Source organism: Burkholderia sp. M6-3, assembly GCF_050858985.1.
GTDB lineage: Bacteria > Pseudomonadota > Gammaproteobacteria > Burkholderiales > Burkholderiaceae > Paraburkholderia > Paraburkholderia caledonica.
On sequence record NZ_CP110090.1, the window covers coordinates 1,229,166 to 1,246,396 of the forward strand.

Annotated in this window: 16 protein-coding genes; 13 read left to right on the plus strand and 3 right to left on the minus strand. The window is 63.7% G+C overall.

The features are described 5' to 3' along the window. Position 1 precedes the first annotated feature (1 nt). The 6 genes from OH764_RS05295 (at position 2) to ftsB (ending at position 8,576) form a co-directional block, all read left to right on the plus strand. Positions 2 to 2,767 (plus strand): ComEC/Rec2 family competence protein, encoded by a 2,766-nt coding sequence (locus OH764_RS05295; RefSeq protein WP_498848282.1) that lies wholly within the window; start codon positions 2 to 4, stop codon positions 2,765 to 2,767. A 256-nt stretch (positions 2,768 to 3,023) separates the two neighbouring features. Next, positions 3,024 to 3,827 carry an alpha/beta fold hydrolase gene (locus tag OH764_RS05300; protein WP_498848283.1) on the plus strand — a complete coding sequence of 268 codons (804 nt, stop codon included), beginning with the start codon at positions 3,024 to 3,026 and terminating at the stop codon, positions 3,825 to 3,827. Positions 3,828 to 3,948: 121 nt separating this feature from the next. Next, positions 3,949 to 5,622 (plus strand): CTP synthase, encoded by a 1,674-nt coding sequence (pyrG, locus tag OH764_RS05305; RefSeq protein WP_027775416.1) that lies wholly within the window; start codon positions 3,949 to 3,951, stop codon positions 5,620 to 5,622. Then, positions 5,619 to 6,473: a 3-deoxy-8-phosphooctulonate synthase gene (gene kdsA, locus OH764_RS05310; RefSeq protein WP_020065520.1), complete on the plus strand. Its 855-nt coding sequence runs from the start codon at positions 5,619 to 5,621 to the stop codon at positions 6,471 to 6,473. Before pyrG ends, kdsA begins: the two co-directional genes overlap by 4 nt. Positions 6,474 to 6,743: 270 nt before the next feature. Then, the gene (gene eno / locus OH764_RS05315) at positions 6,744 to 8,027 is read left to right on the plus strand and encodes a phosphopyruvate hydratase (protein WP_288823512.1); all 1,284 of its coding nucleotides are present in this window, start codon (positions 6,744 to 6,746) and stop codon (positions 8,025 to 8,027) included. A gap of 117 nt (positions 8,028 to 8,144) precedes the next feature. After that, positions 8,145 to 8,576, plus strand: coding sequence for a cell division protein FtsB (gene ftsB, locus OH764_RS05320; protein WP_498848284.1), 432 nt, complete (start codon positions 8,145 to 8,147; stop codon positions 8,574 to 8,576). A 152-nt stretch (positions 8,577 to 8,728) separates the two neighbouring features. Here the strand turns inward: ftsB and OH764_RS05325 are convergent, their stop codons facing one another. The 3 genes from OH764_RS05325 to OH764_RS05335 all read right to left on the minus strand — a co-directional run bounded on the left by OH764_RS05325 (position 8,729) and on the right by OH764_RS05335 (position 10,871). Next, a complete protein-coding gene (locus tag OH764_RS05325) occupies positions 8,729 to 9,112 on the minus strand; it encodes a hypothetical protein (RefSeq protein ID WP_498848285.1) in 384 nt (127 codons plus the stop codon). 212 nt (positions 9,113 to 9,324) lie between these two features. Then, on the minus strand, positions 9,325 to 10,272 hold the full coding sequence (hslO, locus tag OH764_RS05330; protein ID WP_027775413.1) for an Hsp33 family molecular chaperone HslO: 948 nt from the start codon (positions 10,270 to 10,272) through the stop codon (positions 9,325 to 9,327). A 74-nt stretch (positions 10,273 to 10,346) separates the two neighbouring features. Then, positions 10,347 to 10,871, minus strand: coding sequence for a gamma carbonic anhydrase family protein (locus OH764_RS05335; protein ID WP_498848286.1), 525 nt, complete (start codon positions 10,869 to 10,871; stop codon positions 10,347 to 10,349). A 221-nt stretch (positions 10,872 to 11,092) separates the two neighbouring features. Between OH764_RS05335 and OH764_RS05340 the strand changes: the two genes are divergently transcribed. The 7 genes from OH764_RS05340 (at position 11,093) to OH764_RS05370 (ending at position 17,208) form a co-directional block, all read left to right on the plus strand. After that, positions 11,093 to 12,016, plus strand: coding sequence for a ferritin-like domain-containing protein (locus OH764_RS05340; protein ID WP_498848760.1), 924 nt, complete (start codon positions 11,093 to 11,095; stop codon positions 12,014 to 12,016). 81 nt (positions 12,017 to 12,097) lie between these two features. Further along, on the plus strand, positions 12,098 to 12,982 hold the full coding sequence (locus tag OH764_RS05345) for an alpha/beta fold hydrolase (protein ID WP_498848287.1): 885 nt from the start codon (positions 12,098 to 12,100) through the stop codon (positions 12,980 to 12,982). A 117-nt stretch (positions 12,983 to 13,099) separates the two neighbouring features. Further along, positions 13,100 to 13,930: a PHP domain-containing protein gene (locus OH764_RS05350; protein ID WP_498848288.1), complete on the plus strand. Its 831-nt coding sequence runs from the start codon at positions 13,100 to 13,102 to the stop codon at positions 13,928 to 13,930. 109 nt (positions 13,931 to 14,039) lie between these two features. Continuing rightward, complete coding sequence (locus OH764_RS05355) at positions 14,040 to 14,675, plus strand: L-threonylcarbamoyladenylate synthase (protein WP_020065529.1); 636 nt, start codon at positions 14,040 to 14,042, stop codon at positions 14,673 to 14,675. A 47-nt stretch (positions 14,676 to 14,722) separates the two neighbouring features. After that, positions 14,723 to 15,385, plus strand: a complete 663-nt coding sequence (locus OH764_RS05360) for a site-2 protease family protein (protein ID WP_020065530.1) — start codon at positions 14,723 to 14,725, stop codon at positions 15,383 to 15,385. Positions 15,386 to 15,391: 6 nt separating this feature from the next. Beyond that, positions 15,392 to 16,594, plus strand: coding sequence for a tryptophan--tRNA ligase (locus OH764_RS05365; protein ID WP_498848289.1), 1,203 nt, complete (start codon positions 15,392 to 15,394; stop codon positions 16,592 to 16,594). Between the two features lie 17 nt (positions 16,595 to 16,611). Beyond that, positions 16,612 to 17,208 carry a class I SAM-dependent methyltransferase gene (locus tag OH764_RS05370; protein ID WP_498848290.1) on the plus strand — a complete coding sequence of 199 codons (597 nt, stop codon included), beginning with the start codon at positions 16,612 to 16,614 and terminating at the stop codon, positions 17,206 to 17,208. Positions 17,209 to 17,231: the final 23 nt, after the last annotated feature.

Consider the following 17,231-nt stretch of genomic DNA (forward strand, 5'->3'; position numbering starts at 1 on the left):
CATGCGTGCATGGTGGTGTGGATTTGGATTGGGCGTCGTCTGGCTTCAGCAGCAGGCGGCATTGCCCGGTCGGGGCGGCTGGTGCGAGCTGGTGTTGTTCGGCTGCGCGGCGTCGGCTGCCGCAGTGTGGGCCTTGCGTGGGCGTTCGCACATCGCGGATCGCGAGCAGAGCGCGCCTTCCAGTTGGACGCTTCGACGTGTGCGCTCATTCGCCGGTTGGGGCGCGCTCTTATGCGCGGCATGGTGCGTCGGCTTCGGCTACGCGGCATGGCGTGCGGAAGGACGGCTTGCGGCTAGCTTGCCGGTTGCGTGGGAAGGCCGCGACATCGAACTGACCGGCAACATCAAAGGATTGCCCTCGCGCGACGATAAAGGCGTTCGCTTTCTTTTCGACGTGGAGTCGGTCGACGCGTTTGCCGTTGAAGCGGCGCCGGGCGAACCGGTCAGGTTTCCGCGCGTCGTCCAACTGTCCTGGATCGCCGACGAAGCGCCGCCGCCGCGGCTTGAGCCCGGTGAACGCTGGCGTCTGCGTGTGCGTCTGAAACGGCCGCATGGCAATGCGAATTTCGGCGTGCGTGACGCCGAAGCCGGGTTGCTTGCGCGGAACGTGCGGGCCACCGGGTACGTGAGCGCGGCAACGCAGGCCGTGCGGTTGCGCCCGGATGCTCGCGGCGTGGGCGTGACGGTGGACCGCTGGCGCGCGGCGCTGCGTGCGCGCATCGACGCGGTGCTGGCGGATTCGCCGCATCGCGGCATCGTCGTCGCGCTGGCGATCGGCGCGCAGGACGAAGTGAGCGCCGCTGACTGGCAATTGATGCGCGCCACGGGCACCAGTCATCTGGTGGCGATCTCGGGATTGCATATCGGCTTTGCCGCGGGCTTCGCGGCATGGCTTTGCGGCGCCTGCTGGCGGCGCTCGGGATTGATCGGCCGCAACTGGCCGCTGCACGTTCCCGCGCAATTCGTCGCGGTGACTGGCGGCGCGCTCTTTGCCGCGTTGCATGCTGCGTTGGCCGGCTTCAACGTGCCCGTGCAGCGCGCGCTGTGGATGGCCGGCGTCGTTGCGCTCGCGTTTCTAAGCGGGCGCAATGTACCGCGCTCGGCCGTGCTCGCGTCTGCGCTCGGGCTCGTGTTGCTGATCGATCCGTGGGCGGTTGTCTCGGCGGGATTCTGGTTGTCGTTCTGCGCAGTGGCGGCGATTCTCTTCGCCACGTCGGGGCGGCCTCGCGTGGAGAATCACGAACAGCGCACGCACGAGACGGACGAACAGGGCCGCGCGCCCAGTCGGTTGTCGCGCCTGCGTGCTGCTGCCGCACGCCGGATTCGCGCTTTCGGTGAACGGCTGCGCGGCGCCGCGCATGTTCAGCTTGCTGTCACGGTCGCGCTCGCGCCGTTGACCGTCTGCTGGTTCGCTCAGATTCCGTTGATCGGGCCGCTAGCGAACTCGTTTGCGATTCCGTGGGTAAGCCTGCTCGTCACGCCTTCGGTGCTGGCAGGTGTCGTGTTGCCCGCTCCGCTCGATGCCTACGCGTTGCGTACGGCGCACGCGCTGCTCGACGTGATGATTGCCGGATTGCAGTGGCTTTCCGGACCCAGGTGGGCGCTGTGGTGGCTGCCGCAGCCGGACGGATGGACGCTCGCTGCCGCCGCGGCCGGCGTGCTGTGGTGCCTCGCGCCGCGCGGCTGGCCGCTGCGCTGGGCGGCGCCGCTCGCGTGGTTGCCGCTGCTTGCGCCGGCGCCGTCCGGGCCGCCCCACGGCAGCTTCCGGCTGACCGCGCTGGACGTTGGGCAGGGCACGTCGGTGCTGGTCGAGACGGCGCACCACGTACTGCTGTTCGACACGGGGCCGGGCCCGGAGTCGACATACGCCGGTGAGCGAGTCGTCGTGCCGTATCTTCAGGCGCACGGCGTCAACGTCCTCGACACGCTGATTGTCAGCCACGCCGATTCGGACCACTCGGGAGGCGCGCCGGCCGTGCTGAATGCGATCGAGGTCCGCCAGATGGTCGCCGCTCTGGCACCGGCCAATGCGCTATGGGCGAATGCGAGGCAACGGGGCGCGCAGACGCTGCCCTGTGCGGCGGGACAGCGCTGGCAGTGGGACGGGGTTGAATTCTCGATGCTCTGGCCCGACGCCGGGCCGCTGCAGGGCAAGCCGAACGCGCATTGCTGTGTGCTGCGCGTGAGCACGTTGCCGGGTGCAGTTGTGAACTCGGGAGAGGGAAGTGGGGAAGCTCCGCAGTTGAAGGGAGAGACGGGTGGGGTGGAGGACGGCGCAGCGGAGCATGCGTCGGACAGCAGATTGGACCGTGCGCTGAAGAGCAAAGCGGAAAGCGCAGCAGATCGCCCGTCGCCCGACGCGCACGCGCAACGCACGAGCCTTGCCGCGCTGCTGACCGCCGACATCGAGGCCCCAGCCGAACGCGTGCTGTTGTCGCGCGATCGCGAGATGCTGCGTGCTCAGGTGCTGGTGGTCCCACATCATGGCAGCAAGACGTCGTCGACTGAACCGTTCCTCGATTCTATCGACCCGCTCGTCGCACTATTTCAGGTAGGCTATCGCAACCGGTTTCATCATCCCAGTGCGGGCGTGCTGGCGCGTTATTCGGCGCGGCATATCGAACTTGGACGCAGCGATGCGGATGGCGCAGTGCGCGTCCTGATCGATCCGGATTTCGCCACGCGGCGAGGCGCGCATGCAAGCGATACCGCGCTGACCATCGAGCGTTATCGCGACACCCGTCGGCGTTACTGGATGGATCGCTGAACCGATCGCCGGTTGACGCTACGCAAATGGAAGAGCCGCAAAAGAAGTGCTGAAGGCAACTCGAAGAGCGCCGTAGAAGAGAGGCAATGAGCGGGCGGCAAAGCGAAGCCGCCCGATGGGAACCGAACTCGAGCGTCACGGCGGAGCACTGCTACAGCACTACACAACCGCCACAGCACCACACCGCAACATTCAGCACCGCGAGACACCGCCAGGCTTCACCCGCCGCGAATAAACAGAACGGAGATAGCCGCAGTTGAAAAACATCATTCACTTCTCGCACGCGAACGGTTTCCCAGCGTCGATATACCGGACGATTTTTGCGGAACTCGCCGACGACTACGAAGTGCGGCACATCGAACGCATCGGGCACGATCCGCGCTATCCGGTGACTCAGGACTGGCCGCATCTCGTCGAGCAGTTGCTCGACGACATCGGGCGGACCTACGAGCAGCCGGTGTGGCTCGTCGGACATTCGCTCGGAGGCTATGTGTCGCTGATGGCGGCGTTGAAGAAACCGCAGTGGGTGAGGGGCGTCGTGATGCTCGATTCGCCGGTGGTGGCAGGCTGGCGCAGCAGCATTTTGCGCGTGTCGCAATGGACCGGGCTCGACGAGCGGCTTTCGCCCGCAGCGGCCACGCGCAAGCGCCGCACTCACTGGGCAAGCCGCGAAGAGGCATGGCGTCATTTCCATTCGAAGCCCGCGTTCGCGCGCTGGGACGAGCGCATGCTGTCCGACTACATCGAGTTCGGCATTCCGCAGGTTTCGCACGACGGCTCGCGCAGCCTCGCGTTCGATCGCCGCATCGAATATCAGATTTACCGGACCTTGCCGCATACGCTCGGCGCGCGACTCGCGCGCGGCGCACCGGTGCCGGTCGGGTTCATCGGCGGCACCCGGTCGCGAGAAATCCGTCAGGTCGGCTTGCGCGCCACGCGCCGTGCTACCGGCGGCCATGTCGAATGGATCGAGGGCAGCCACCTCTTTCCGATGGAAAAGCCGATCGAAACCGCGCGTGCCGTTCAGCGGATGTTGCGCGAACTGGAGCAGCGCGGCTGACGCTGCGCGCGCCGGTCACCGGTGGTTTGCGCGGCGCGCATGCGTGCCCGGGCCGCTCGCATTTTGCTGGGTTGAGACCCTGCTTTACGGTATAATCCGTTTTTCCCGCGAGCATCCAGCGATGACCAAATATGTTTTCGTCACCGGCGGCGTAGTATCTTCCCTCGGCAAGGGTATTGCCGCCGCTTCCCTCGCCGCGATCCTCGAATCGCGCGGTCTTAAAGTCACCCTTCTCAAGCTCGATCCCTACATCAACGTCGACCCCGGCACGATGAGTCCGTTCCAACACGGTGAAGTGTTCGTGACGGAAGACGGAGCGGAGACCGACCTCGACCTCGGTCACTACGAGCGCTTCATCAGCACGAAGATGCGCAAGGCCAATAACTTCACCACTGGCCAGATCTACGAATCGGTAATCCGCAAGGAACGCCGCGGCGATTATCTCGGCAAGACGGTGCAGGTTATTCCGCACATCACGAATGAAATCCAGGCGTTCATCGAGCGTGGCGCGGCGTCGGCCACCTGCGGCGAGCCGGACGTCGCTATCGTCGAAGTGGGCGGCACGGTGGGCGACATCGAATCGCTGCCGTTCCTCGAAGCCGCGCGTCAAATGAGCCTGCGCATGGGCCGCAACAGCGCGTGCTTCGTGCACCTCACGCTGGTGCCTTGGGTCGCCACGGCCGGCGAACTGAAAACCAAGCCCACGCAGCACAGCGTGCAGAAGCTGCGCGAAATCGGTATTTCGCCGCACGTGCTGCTGTGCCGCGCCGACCGCCGCATTCCGGACGACGAGCGCGCGAAAATTTCCATGTTCTCCAACGTACCGGAAGACGCCGTCATTTCGGTGTGGGACGCGGACAGCATCTACAAGATTCCGCAGATGCTGCACGATCAGGGGCTCGACGCGATCATCTGCGAAGAGTTGAAGCTCACGCCGAAGCCCGCCGATCTGTCCATGTGGGCGGACCTCGTCGAGAAGCTGCAGAACCCGGAACACGAAGTCACAATCGGCATGGTCGGCAAATATGTCGATCTGACCGAGTCGTACAAGTCGCTGATCGAAGCACTGCGCCACGCGTCCATGCATACGTCGACGCGCGTGAACATCGAGTACATCGATTCTGAAGAGATCGAGACGCAGGGCGTCGAAAGTCTCAAGCATCTCGACGCGGTGCTCGTGCCTGGCGGCTTTGGCCGTCGCGGCACCGAAGGCAAGATCGCGGCGATTCGCTATGCACGAGAAGCGAAGGTGCCGTATCTCGGCATCTGCCTCGGCATGCAACTGGCCGTCATCGAGTTTGCGCGCGACGTGGTCGGGCTGAAGAACGCGAACAGCACCGAGTTCGATCAGGAAACCGAAAACCGCGTGGTCGCGCTGATCACCGAGTGGTACGACCGCGAAGGCCGTGTCGAAAAGCGTACTGAAGAATCGGATCTCGGCGGCACCATGCGTCTCGGTTCGCAGCGTTGCCCGATCAAGCCCGGCACCATGGCCGAAGAGATCTACGGCAAGGATGTGAACGAGCGTCACCGTCACCGTTATGAAGTCAATAACCGCTTCGTGCCCCAGCTCGAAGCCGGCGGTCTTATCATCAGCGCCCGTACTCCGAGCGAAGATCTGCCGGAAATGATGGAACTGCCGCGCAGCATGCACCCGTGGTTCGTCGGCGTGCAGTTTCACCCGGAATTCACGTCCACACCGCGCGACGGCCATCCGCTTTTCAAGTCGTTCGTCGAAGCTGCGCTCGCACGTCAGCAGTCGCGCGTCACGAACGAAGTCGGGGAGAAAGCATGAAACTGGGCGATTTCGAAATCGGGCTCGACAAGCCGTTTTTCCTGATCGCGGGCACCTGTGTCGTCGAATCGGAGCAAATGACGATCGACACGGCGGGCCGGCTGAAGGAAATCTGCGCCAAGCTGAACATTCCGTTCATCTACAAATCGTCGTACGACAAAGCCAATCGCAGTAGTGGCAAATCGTTTCGCGGTCTGGGCATGGATGAAGGGCTGCGCATCCTGTCGGAAGTGAAGCGTCAGCTCGGCTTGCCGGTGCTGACCGACGTTCACGCGGAGCACGAGATCGAACAGGTCGCCTCAGTGGTCGATGTTCTGCAAACGCCAGCTTTCCTGTGCCGTCAAACTGACTTCATTCACGCGTGCGCCCGCTCGGGCAAACCGGTCAATATCAAGAAGGGCCAGTTTCTCGCGCCGCACGACATGAAAAATGTGATCGACAAGGCTCGCGACGCGGCACGCGAGGCTGGTCTGTCGGAAGACCGCTTCATGGCGTGCGAGCGCGGCGTGTCGTTCGGCTATAACAACCTCGTGTCCGACATGCGTTCGCTTGCCATCATGCGTGAAACGAATGCGCCGGTCGTTTTCGACGCCACGCATTCTGTGCAGTTGCCAGGTGGGCAGGGCACGAGCTCGGGCGGGCAGCGTGAATTCGTGCCGGTGCTCGCGCGTGCCGCGGTCGCGGTCGGCGTCGCGGGTCTTTTCATGGAGACGCACCCGAATCCGGCGCAGGCCAAATCGGACGGTCCGAACGCGGTGCCGCTCAACCGCATGGCCGATCTGCTCGAGACACTTGTCACGCTCGATCAGGCCGTCAAGCGCGCGCCGTTCCTCGAAAGCGATTTCAACTGATTCAGCCGTTCGCCGCATGCTGGCTCGCGTGTCGAGCCGCACGTTCAAGTGGGAGTGCGCGGCGAACGTGCACAATGGTGGTCGAACGTATCGGCGCGTAGGTTGTCTGTCGGGAGACCAAGCTCCGCATGGACCGGAACGAGAGCTAAAGGCCAGGTCCGCATTCGTGTGCTCTGTAAGGGACGGGGTGAGCGCTAAACCGCTAACTCTGATCGACCTGCGAGATACAGTGTCACAGTAAAGAATTCATCGTCATTTCTTGAGGAAACCATGAGTGCTATCGTAGATATCATCGGTCGAGAGATTCTCGATTCGCGAGGCAACCCCACCGTCGAATGCGACGTGCTGCTCGAGTCGGGCACCATGGGCCGCGCCGCAGTGCCGTCGGGCGCATCCACCGGTTCGCGCGAGGCGATCGAGCTGCGCGACGGCGAAGCTGGCCGCTACGGCGGCAAGGGTGTGCTGAAGGCAGTCGAACACATCAACACCGAAATCTCCGAAGCGATCATGGGCCTCGACGCTTCCGAGCAGGCTTTCCTCGACAAGACCCTCCTTGAACTCGACGGCACGGACAACAAGTCGCGTCTCGGCGCGAACGCGATGCTGGCCGTGTCCATGGCCGTCGCGAAGGCCGCCGCTGAAGAAGCCGGCCTGCCGCTCTACCGTTACTTCGGCGGCTCGGGCGCGATGCAATTGCCGGTGCCGATGATGAACATCGTCAACGGCGGCGCGCACGCGAACAACAGCCTGGACATCCAGGAATTCATGATCGTGCCGGTCAGCCAGCCGACCTTCCGCGAAGCACTGCGCTGTGGCGCTGAAGTGTTCCACGCGCTGAAGAAGATTCTGTCGGACCGCGGCATGAGCACGGCGGTGGGCGACGAAGGCGGCTTCGCGCCGAACTTTGGCAGCAACGACGAATGCCTGTCGACCATCCTGCAAGCGATCGAAAAAGCGGGCTATCGCGCCGGTGAAGATGTGCTGCTCGCGCTGGACTGCGCGGCGAGCGAGTTCTACCACGACGGCAAGTACCAGTTGGCAGGCGAAGGCCTGCAACTGTCGTCGGCCGAATTCACCGACTACCTCGCTACGCTCGCTGACAAGTTCCCGATCGTCTCGATCGAAGACGGCATGCACGAAAGCGACTGGGAAGGCTGGAAGCTCCTGACCGACAAGCTCGGCAAGAAAATCCAGCTGGTTGGCGACGACCTGTTCGTGACAAACACGCGCATCCTGAAAGAAGGCATCGAGAAAGGCATCGCGAACTCGATCCTCATCAAGATCAACCAGATCGGCACGCTGACGGAAACCTTCGCCGCGATCGAGATGGCGAAGCGGGCTGGCTACACTGCTGTGATCTCGCATCGTTCGGGCGAAACGGAAGATTCGACGATTGCGGATATTGCCGTGGGCCTGAACGCCGGCCAGATCAAGACGGGTTCGCTGTCGCGTTCGGACCGTATCTCGAAATACAACCAGTTGCTGCGCATCGAGGAAGACCTCGGTGATATCGCCAGCTATCCGGGCAAGTCGGCGTTCTACAATCTGCGCTAATTCGTTGTGATTGGACTGTTTCTAGCGCTGACCGATGAGCCGGTTTTTTTTCGTGTCTGATTGACCTCGCCGCCCTGCGTTTAGCGCAGGGCGGCGCGTATTTATTGTGCTTACTTCATGCGGCTCGTCACTGCTGTACTGATCGTTCTGCTGGCGTTGATCCAGTATCCGCTTTGGTGGGGCCATGGCGGCTGGTTGCGCGTGCACGAACTGCAGCAGCAGCTCGCGCAGCAGGTGCAAAAGAATACCGACGCCAAACTGCGTAACGAGCGGATTCAGGGCGAGGTGCAGGACTTGCAGAACGGCACCGCTGCCGTCGAAGAACGCGCCCGCTACGAAATGGGCATGGTCAAAGACGGCGAAGTGTTCGTGCAATTCGTTTCGCCGAATGCACCCCTGCCGACAGCCAACGCGCCTTCGGCTTCCACCTCGACTCGCGGCGAAGTCTCGTCGGCACCGCTGCATGTCGTGCCGAATCCGGAGTCGCGCGCGAAGCCAGAGCGCAAGCACGGCGGCAAGCCAGCGAAAGACAAGAAGCCCGCGCACTGAGCGGCGACGGCGCTTCAATGTGAAGGCGAAAAAAAGGCGCGGTGTCGATTGACCCGCGCCTTTTTTACATCAACGAGCATTCAACAGTCGAAACCGGCCGCCGGAATGCTTTGATCGCCGGCCCTCCAGCGCCACTCAGCGCGCTCGGTGAATCACCAGCCCCAAGGGCCGTAGCCGATGCCCACGCCGGTGCCCCAGCCGTGCCCCCATCCACCGCCGTAGTAGCTACCGTAAACGCTCACCGGCACTGGCGGACTGTAATAGCGCGACCACGCCTGCGCGGCGTTTTCGGCGGCGATTGCCTGGTTTTGCTCGGCCATGACCTGCTGATCGATTGCGTTGTAACGCTCGCGCTCAGCGGGCGTGAGCGGTTGCGCGGTGCTGACCATGCCCGACTGGTCGGCGGGCAGCCGGCTGTAAATGGGCGAGGGTCCCGGCGGGTCCATCATGCAACCGGCTAACGCAGTGACGCCCGCCAGCGCCGTCAAGGTGGCGAGCGTGCGCGCGGGACGTAGCAGCGAGAAAGAAATGCTCATGTTCGGTCTCGATCAGTCGGATACCTAAGTAAAACGTCTACAGCGGCATCAAGCAGTACAGCGCCACAATGTCAAAGATACCGCGCCGCCTGTATCTGTAACAGCCCGGGGTGGGGCGCACACTCAATGGCAATGGAAAGCGATGAAAAGCGTGCCCAGTTCAGCCTGGGACGCCGCCGCGAGCACGGAAAGCGCCCGCGTGGCCAGCCGCTTCAGTGCCGTTGCCCAGCAGCCGGCGTCACACCTTGTGAGAGTGCGTTCACGAGAAAAAGTTGCGCCACGTCGACCGGGTCGAACTCGTACCGCTGGTTGCAGAACTCACAATGAATCTCGACGTGGCCGCGCTCCTCGAGCACGCTGTCCACCTCTTCCCGGCCGAGCATTTTCAGCATCGAGCCGACTTTTTCGCGCGAGCAGGTGCACTCGAAACGCGCGGCGGCGGGCTCGAAATGCTGAACGTTTTCCTGCCAGAAGAGCCGTCGGAACACCGTCTCGGGTTCTTCCTTCAGCAGCTCGTCTTGCGATAGCGTGCCGCCCAACGTGCAGACGCGCTCCCAGGTGTCCGCATCCAGTTCGCCCGGATGTGGGACGATGCCGCCGTCGCCAGGCAGCTTTTGCAGCAGCATGCCCACTGCGCGCTCGGAATTCGCCGCGAGCCACAGGCGCGTGTCGAGCTGCTCGGAATGATGCATGTAGTGTTCGAGCACTTCGGCCATAGAGTTGAGCGGACCGTCCACGCCCGACAGCGGCACGATGCTCTGATACGGCTGCTGGCCAGGCTTCTTGTCGCGCGGGTCGAGCGTGATCACGCAGCGACCGTGGCCGCTTGCGTTGAGCAGCTCCACCAGCGAAGCGCTGTCGCCGATCGTGCCTTCGTCGCCGGAAAGCTTGGCGGTGGCGCGCATCGACAGATCGGAGCTGCATTGAACGACCAGCATCTTGGCAGGGCCGTCGCCGAAAATCTGCATGATCAGCGTCCCGTCGAACTTCAGATTCGCCGACAACAGCGCGCACGCGGCCATCATCTCGCCGAGAATCGTCCGCACCGGCGCCGGGTACTCGCGGCGCGTCAGCACTTCCTGCCACGTATTGCGCAACGAAACGATTTCGCCGCGCACCGGCGCCGCGCTGAACATGAATTTTTGCAACTGGTCGCTCACAACTTTTCCTCAGTCGAATGGCGCGCCACGACGATATGCCGTGCCGGCGCCGTGCGCGCTGCGCGCCCGGCCGGTCAGCCGATGCGTACGAGCTGCGCCTTGAAATACTCGCGGCGCTCGGCATAGCTTGCCGCGCCCCGCTGCATGTTGGCGATATCCGTCTCGGACAATTCGCGCACCACCTTGGCGGGCGCGCCGAGAATCAGCGAATTATCGGGAAATACCTTGCCTTCGGTCACGATGGCGCCCGCTCCGACCAGACAGTTGCGGCCGATTACCGCTCCATTCAAGACCACCGCCTGAATTCCGATCAGCGAGCCTTCCTTGATCGTGCAGCCGTGCAGCATCACCTGGTGGCCGACCGTGACGTTCGGCTCGATAGTCAGCGGAAAGCCGGGGTCGGTATGCAGGACGGCGTTTTCCTGAACGTTGCTGCCCGCGCCCAACGTGATCGGCTCGTTATCGCCGCGTAGCGTTGCGCCAAACCAGACGCTCGAATTTTCCGCGAGCGTCACATTGCCGATGATGGTCGCGGAGTCCGCGACGAATACGCTTTCGTGGATGGTCGGTGCGGCGTCGCCAAGCTTGTAAATGGTCACGTTGTCTCCTCGTGGATCGGTCGCCGGACGCCGGCCGCGAAAAGGGGCCGCGCCTATGCGTGGCTGGTGGCTCTTCGTCGTTGCGGCTGACGCTCGCGATTGTCGAATCGAGTATTGTAAACGGTTGTGTGGTTGTCACGCTTAGGCCTCGCAAGACCGTTCCGCGCCTGCGCGATCACGTCTTCTTCGTCATTCCAGATTTCTTCACCGATTCACATCTGATGATTTCAGCCGTCCCACCCGCTTCCTTTGCGCCGTCCCGTTCGGTGGACGAGCCCGCGCCCGGCCCGACCGGCCGGCCGCTTTGCGCCCGCAGCGCTGCGCTCGCGGCTTTGCGCGAAGCAGATCCGGTCACCAAGGCGGCCGCGGCGCGCGCGTTGTGTGGCGCCGTGACCGACGGCAGCGCGCTATGCCCTGCGGAACTCGAACTGGATGAACCGCCCGAACTGCCGGGCCGCCCCATCCGGCCTGAGCTTGTCGAGCCGCGCAAGCTCGGGCGGCGCAGCATGCAATCGCCGCAAGGACGAGCGGTGCTGCTGCACGCGCTCGCGCACATCGAATTCAACGCGATCAACCTGGCGCTCGACGCCGTCTGGCGCTTCGCCGGCATGCCCGCCGCTTTTTACGCAGACTGGCTCAAGGTCGCAGCCGAAGAGGCGTATCACTTCTCGCTGCTCACGGCGCGGCTCGCCGAGTATGGCCATGCCTATGGCGACTTTCCCGCGCACGACGGCCTATGGGACATGTGCGAGCGCACCCGTGGCGACGTGCTCGCGCGCATGGCGCTGGTTCCTCGCACGCTGGAAGCCCGTGGGCTCGACGCCTCGCCGCCTATCCGCGCGCGCTTGCAGCAGGCGGGGGATCACGCGTCGGCGTCGATCCTGGACGTGATCCTGCGCGACGAAATCGGTCATGTGCTGATCGGCAACCGGTGGTTCCGTTATCTGTGCGACGAAGGCGGTCTGGATCCGCACGCCACCTACACGCGCCTCGCCGAGCAGTATCACGCGCCGAAATTGCGCGGTCCGTTCAATTTCGAGGCGCGCCGCGACGCTGGTTTCGACGACACCGAACTCGCCGAACTGGCCGCGTTGGCGGGCATCGACGCAGGCGGCGCGCAGACGGACCAGGGAACCCCGGACTGAGGTTTGCCTCGACCCGGCTCAGGTCCCCCGTACGGTTATCTCGTTATAATCGAACGATCATTCTTTTTTGTGTGCCCGATTATGAACACTTCCCGCTCCGAGTTCGTCACCGTGCGAGGCGTCCGTCTGCATGTGCGGCGTTGGGGCAACCCCGACGCGCCGGCGCTGTTCATGCTCCACGGCTGGATGGATGTGGCGGCCTCATTTCAGTTCGTTGTCGATGCAATGGGCGGCGACTGGCAGGTCATTGCGCCGGACATGCGCGGCTTCGGCTTGTCGGACTGGCCGGTGGCGCAAAGCGGCGGCGGTCACTACTGGTTCCACGATTATCTTGCCGATCTCGATGCATTGCTCGATCACTATGCGCCGACCGGCCAGGTCAATCTGGTCGGGCATAGCCTCGGCGCGAATATCGTCTGCCTGTACGCAGGCGTGCGGCCCGAGCGAGTGCGTCGCGTGGTCGACCTCGAGGGTTTTGGACTTGCGCCTTCGCATGCGGCGCAGGCGCCGAAGCGTCTGCGAAACTGGCTGGACGAGTTGCGCGATCCGCCGCAGCTCAAGCGCTATGCGTCGCTCGACGAAGTAGCCGGCCGCCTCGTCAAGACCAATCCGCGACTGGCCGCCGCGCGCGCGCAATTTCTTGCGAAGCATTGGTCGAAGCCCGACGGGGACGGGCGTTTCATGCTGCTTGCCGACCCGGCGCACAAACTGCGCGGCCCGACGCTGTACCGGCTCGACGAGGTCATGGGCGTCTGGCGCAAGGTAAGCGCAAAAGTGCTGCACGTAGAAGCCGCCCATTCGCCGACGCTCGCCGCGATCGCCGGCGAAATCCCGCTTGATGAGTTCAAGGCGCGCTTCCAGGCGTTTGCGGACTGGCGCGAAAAGATCATCGACGAGGCGGGGCACATGGTGCATCACGACCAGCCGGAGCAGGTGGCGGCGCTGATCGAGGGATTCTGCGCGTAGCGCGCATGCGAAACGGGCCGCGCGCGGCAAGTCAGCGGAAAGCGGCGACGAGAGATTGCCCTGCGTCCACTTACTGCGTTGCAGTAAAATGGACTGCAGAACCTTCTCCAGACGATGATGAACGCCGACCTCCACTGTCACTCCACCGTTTCCGACGGCCAGTTTGCGCCGGCCGATGTCGCGCGCCGTGCGCATGCGGGGGGCGTGACCTTGTGGGCGCTGACCGATCACGACGAACTCGCCGGCCAGCGCGAAGCGCGTGAAGCCGCCCTGGAACTCGGCATGAGCTATGTCAGCGGCGTGGAAATTTCGGTGACCTGGGCGGCGCGTACGGTGCACATCGTAGGGCTCGGCATCGACCCCACGAGTTCAGTGCTGATCGACGGCCTTGCTCGCACACGCAACGGGCGGGCCGCCCGAGCGGAAGCTATCGGCGAGCAACTGGCCACGCTTGGCATTCCCGACGCTTACCAGGGCGCGCTCAAATACGTGTCGAACCCGGACATGATCTCGCGCACCCATTTCGCGCGCTTCATGGTCGAGAGCGGCTACGCCAGTTCCACGCAAGACGTGTTCAACCGCTATCTCGGCGACGGTAAGCCCGGCTATGTTTCGCACCGCTGGGCGAAGCTGGCGGACGCAGTCGGCTGGATCAAGGCCGCGGGCGGCGAGGCGATCATCGCGCATCCGGGTCGTTACGCGTACTCACTGGTCGAATTCGACGCGTTTTTTGCCGAATTCATCGACCTGGGCGGCAAGGCGATCGAAGTCGTGACGGGCAGCCACACGCCCGACCAGTACCGCGAATATGCCGACGTGGCCCGCCGCTTCGGCTTTGAGGCGTCGCGAGGTTCGGACTTCCACGCGCCCGGCGAGGGCCGCGTCGAGCTCGGCACGTTGCCGCCGCTTCCTTCCGATCTCAAACCCGTCTGGGAACGCTGGCTGTGAACGCGCGCCGTGCCCATGCGGCACGTCGCGTGCGGGAGCCGGCCGTCTGCGCGCCCGTCCCGCCGATTCGCCATAATTTGCCGTCGATCCTCAGCCTTCGTTAGCCGCCATGTCCCAATACTTTCGGCTTCATCCAGACAATCCGCAGCCGCGCCTCGTCAAACAGGCGGTGCAGATCATCAACGACGGCGGCGTTGTCGCGTTGCCGACCGATTCCAGCTACGCGCTTGCCTGTCATCTCGACGACAAGGACGCGGTTGAACGCCTGCGCCGGATTCGCGGGCTGGATGAAAAGCAGCTGCTGTCGCTCCTCGTGCGCGATCTGTCGGAACTGGCGAACTTCGCGATGGTGGACAACCGCCAGTACCGGCTGATCAAATCCGTGACGCCGGGGCCCTACGTTTTCGTGCTGCAGGCGACCAAGGAAGTGCCGCGGCGCCTGTCGCATCCGTCGCGCAAGACCATCGGCTTGCGCGTGCCGGATCATGCGATCACGCTCGCGATTCTCGGAGAGCTCGGTCAGCCGCTACTCGGCTCCACGCTGATAATGCCGGGGGAATCCGCGCCGCTGAACGATCCCGAGGAAATCCGCGAGCGGCTGGAAAAGCAACTGGATCTCGTGATCGACGGCGGCGCCTGCGTGTGCGAGCCGTCCACGGTGATCGATCTGACCGGCGCCGAGCCGGTGCTGGTGCGGGCAGGGCGCGGTTCTCTCGCGCCATTCGGTCTCGAAGAGACGGCATGAGCGAAAGCGGACAGACGCACGCAATCGCGTTGTTACAATAGCGAGTTATGGATTCTTCCCTGATACAAACCATCGCGGTCTACGCGTTGCCGGTGATTTTCGCGATCACGCTGCACGAGGCCGCGCATGGTTACGTCGCGCGCTGGCTCGGCGACAACACGGCCTATGTGCTCGGCCGCGTTTCCATCAATCCGATGCGGCACATCGATCCGCTCGGCACGATTGCGATTCCGTTGCTGCTTTACTTCGCGACGAGCGGCGCGTTCATGTTCGGCTACGCGAAACCGGTGCCCGTCGCCTTCGGCAACCTGCGCAATCCGCGCTGGGGGAGCCTCTGGGTCGCCGCTGCCGGTCCCGCGTGCAACTTCGTGCAGGCGCTCATCTGGGGCCTCTTCGGCGTAGCGCTCGCGGTGATGGCCGTCGACGAACCGTTTTTCACGCGCATGGCGGGCGCCGGCGTCGGCGTCAATCTCGTGCTCGGCGTGCTCAATCTGTTTCCGCTGCCGCCGCTCGACGGCGGTCGCGTGCTGATGGCGTTATTGCCGCCGCGCCAGGCCATCACGTTGTCGCGACTCGAGCCGTACGGCTTTTTCATCGTCATGGCGCTGGTCATGACGGGCACGCTGACGCGATACTGGCTCGGCCCGCTCGTTACCCTCGGGTATAGCGCGATCACCGCAATCCTGACTCCACTTGTTTCGCTTTTCTAAATAACCATGTTCCCAGACCGTATCTTCTCCGGCATGCGGCCCACCGGGTCGCTGCACCTCGGCCACTATCACGGCGTGCTGAAAAACTGGGTGCGGCTGCAGTCCGAGTACCCGTGCTTCTTCTGTGTAGTCGACTGGCACGCGCTGACGACTCACTACGAAACGCCCGAGGTGATCGAAAAGAACGTGTGGGACGTACTGATCGACTGGCTCGCTTCGGGCATCGATCCGGCGCAGGCCACACTGTTCATCCAGAGTAAGGTGCCGGAGCATGCAGAGCTTGCGCTGCTGCTCGGCATGAGCACGCCGCTCGGTTGGCTCGAACGCGTGCCGACCTACAAGGAGCAGCAGGAAAAGCTGAAGGACAAAGATTTGTCCACGTACGGCTTCCTCGGCTATCCGGTGCTGATGGCGGCGGACATTCTGCTGTATCGCGGCTCGCTCGTGCCGGTGGGTGAAGACCAGGTGCCGCACGTCGAAATGACGCGCGAAATCGCGCGTCGTTTCAATTACCTGTACGGCCGCGAACCGGGCTTCGAAGAGAAGGCCAACGAAGCCGCGAAGAAGCTCGGCGGCAAGCGCGCGAAGCTCTATCACGAACTGCGCAACGCGTATCAGCAGGATGGCGACGACGAAGCGCTCGAACAGGCGCGCGCCATGTTGCAGGAATCGCAGAGCCTGTCGATGAACGACCGCGAGCGTCTGTTCGGCTACCTGGAAGGTTCGCGCAAGATCATCCTGGTCGAGCCGCAGGCCATGCTGACGGAAGCGTCGCGTATGCCCGGCCTCGACGGTCAGAAGATGTCGAAGTCGTACGGCAACACGATCGGTTTGCGCGAAGATGCCGAGACCATCACGAAAAAAGTGCGCACCATGCCGACCGATCCGGCGCGCGTGCGCCGCACCGATCCGGGCGATCCGGACAAGTGCCCGGTGTGGCAACTGCATCAGGTCTATACCGACGAAACCACGCACGAGTGGGTTCAGAAGGGTTGCCGCTCGGCGGGCATTGGCTGTCTCGAATGCAAGCAGCCGGTGATCGAGGGCATCCTGCGCGAACAGCAGCCCATGCTCGAGCGGGCGCAGAAGTACATGGACGATCCGTCGCTGCTGCGCGCGATCGTCGCCGACGGCTGCGACAAGGCACGCCGCTTCGCCACGGAAACGATGCGCGACGTGCGCGAGGCCATGGGCCTGTCGTACAACTGAACGACTGCGCCAAAGCGATGAGCACGACCGCTGTCTTGCATGGATTGGGCGAGCCGTCGCGCTGGGTGCGTCAGTGGGCGCATCTGGTGGCGGCGCATGGTGCGGTGCTCGACGTCGCTTCTGGCGCGGGACGGCACGCGCGTTTTTTTGCGTCGCTCGGCCATCCGGTAACGGCGATCGACCGCGACGCGGCCGCGCTGAACGCGCTGGCCGACGAGCCGCTCGTTACGCAGGTCTTGGCTGACATTGAAAACGCGCCGTGGCCTTTGGCAGCGGACGCACAGTTCGCCGCGGTGGTCGTCACGAACTATCTGCACCGGCCGCTTTTTCCTCAGTTGATTCGCTCGCTGGCGCCCGGCGGCGTACTGGTTTACGAGACGTTCGCGCAAGGAAACGAAAGGGTAGGCAAGCCCTCTAATCCGGCGTTCCTCCTGGCACCTGGCGAGTTGCTCGACGTGGTGCGCGCCCGGTTGCGGGTGGTGGCCTTTCAGGACGGTTTTGTCGCGCAGCCACGCCCGGCTTACGTCCAGCGCATCTGCGCAATTCGGGAGGCGGATTGCTCAGACGACTCCACACAGGCGGCGCCCCCGCCTTGTTACGAGTTGCCCGGCTAATCCGCTACAATCGCGGTTTACCT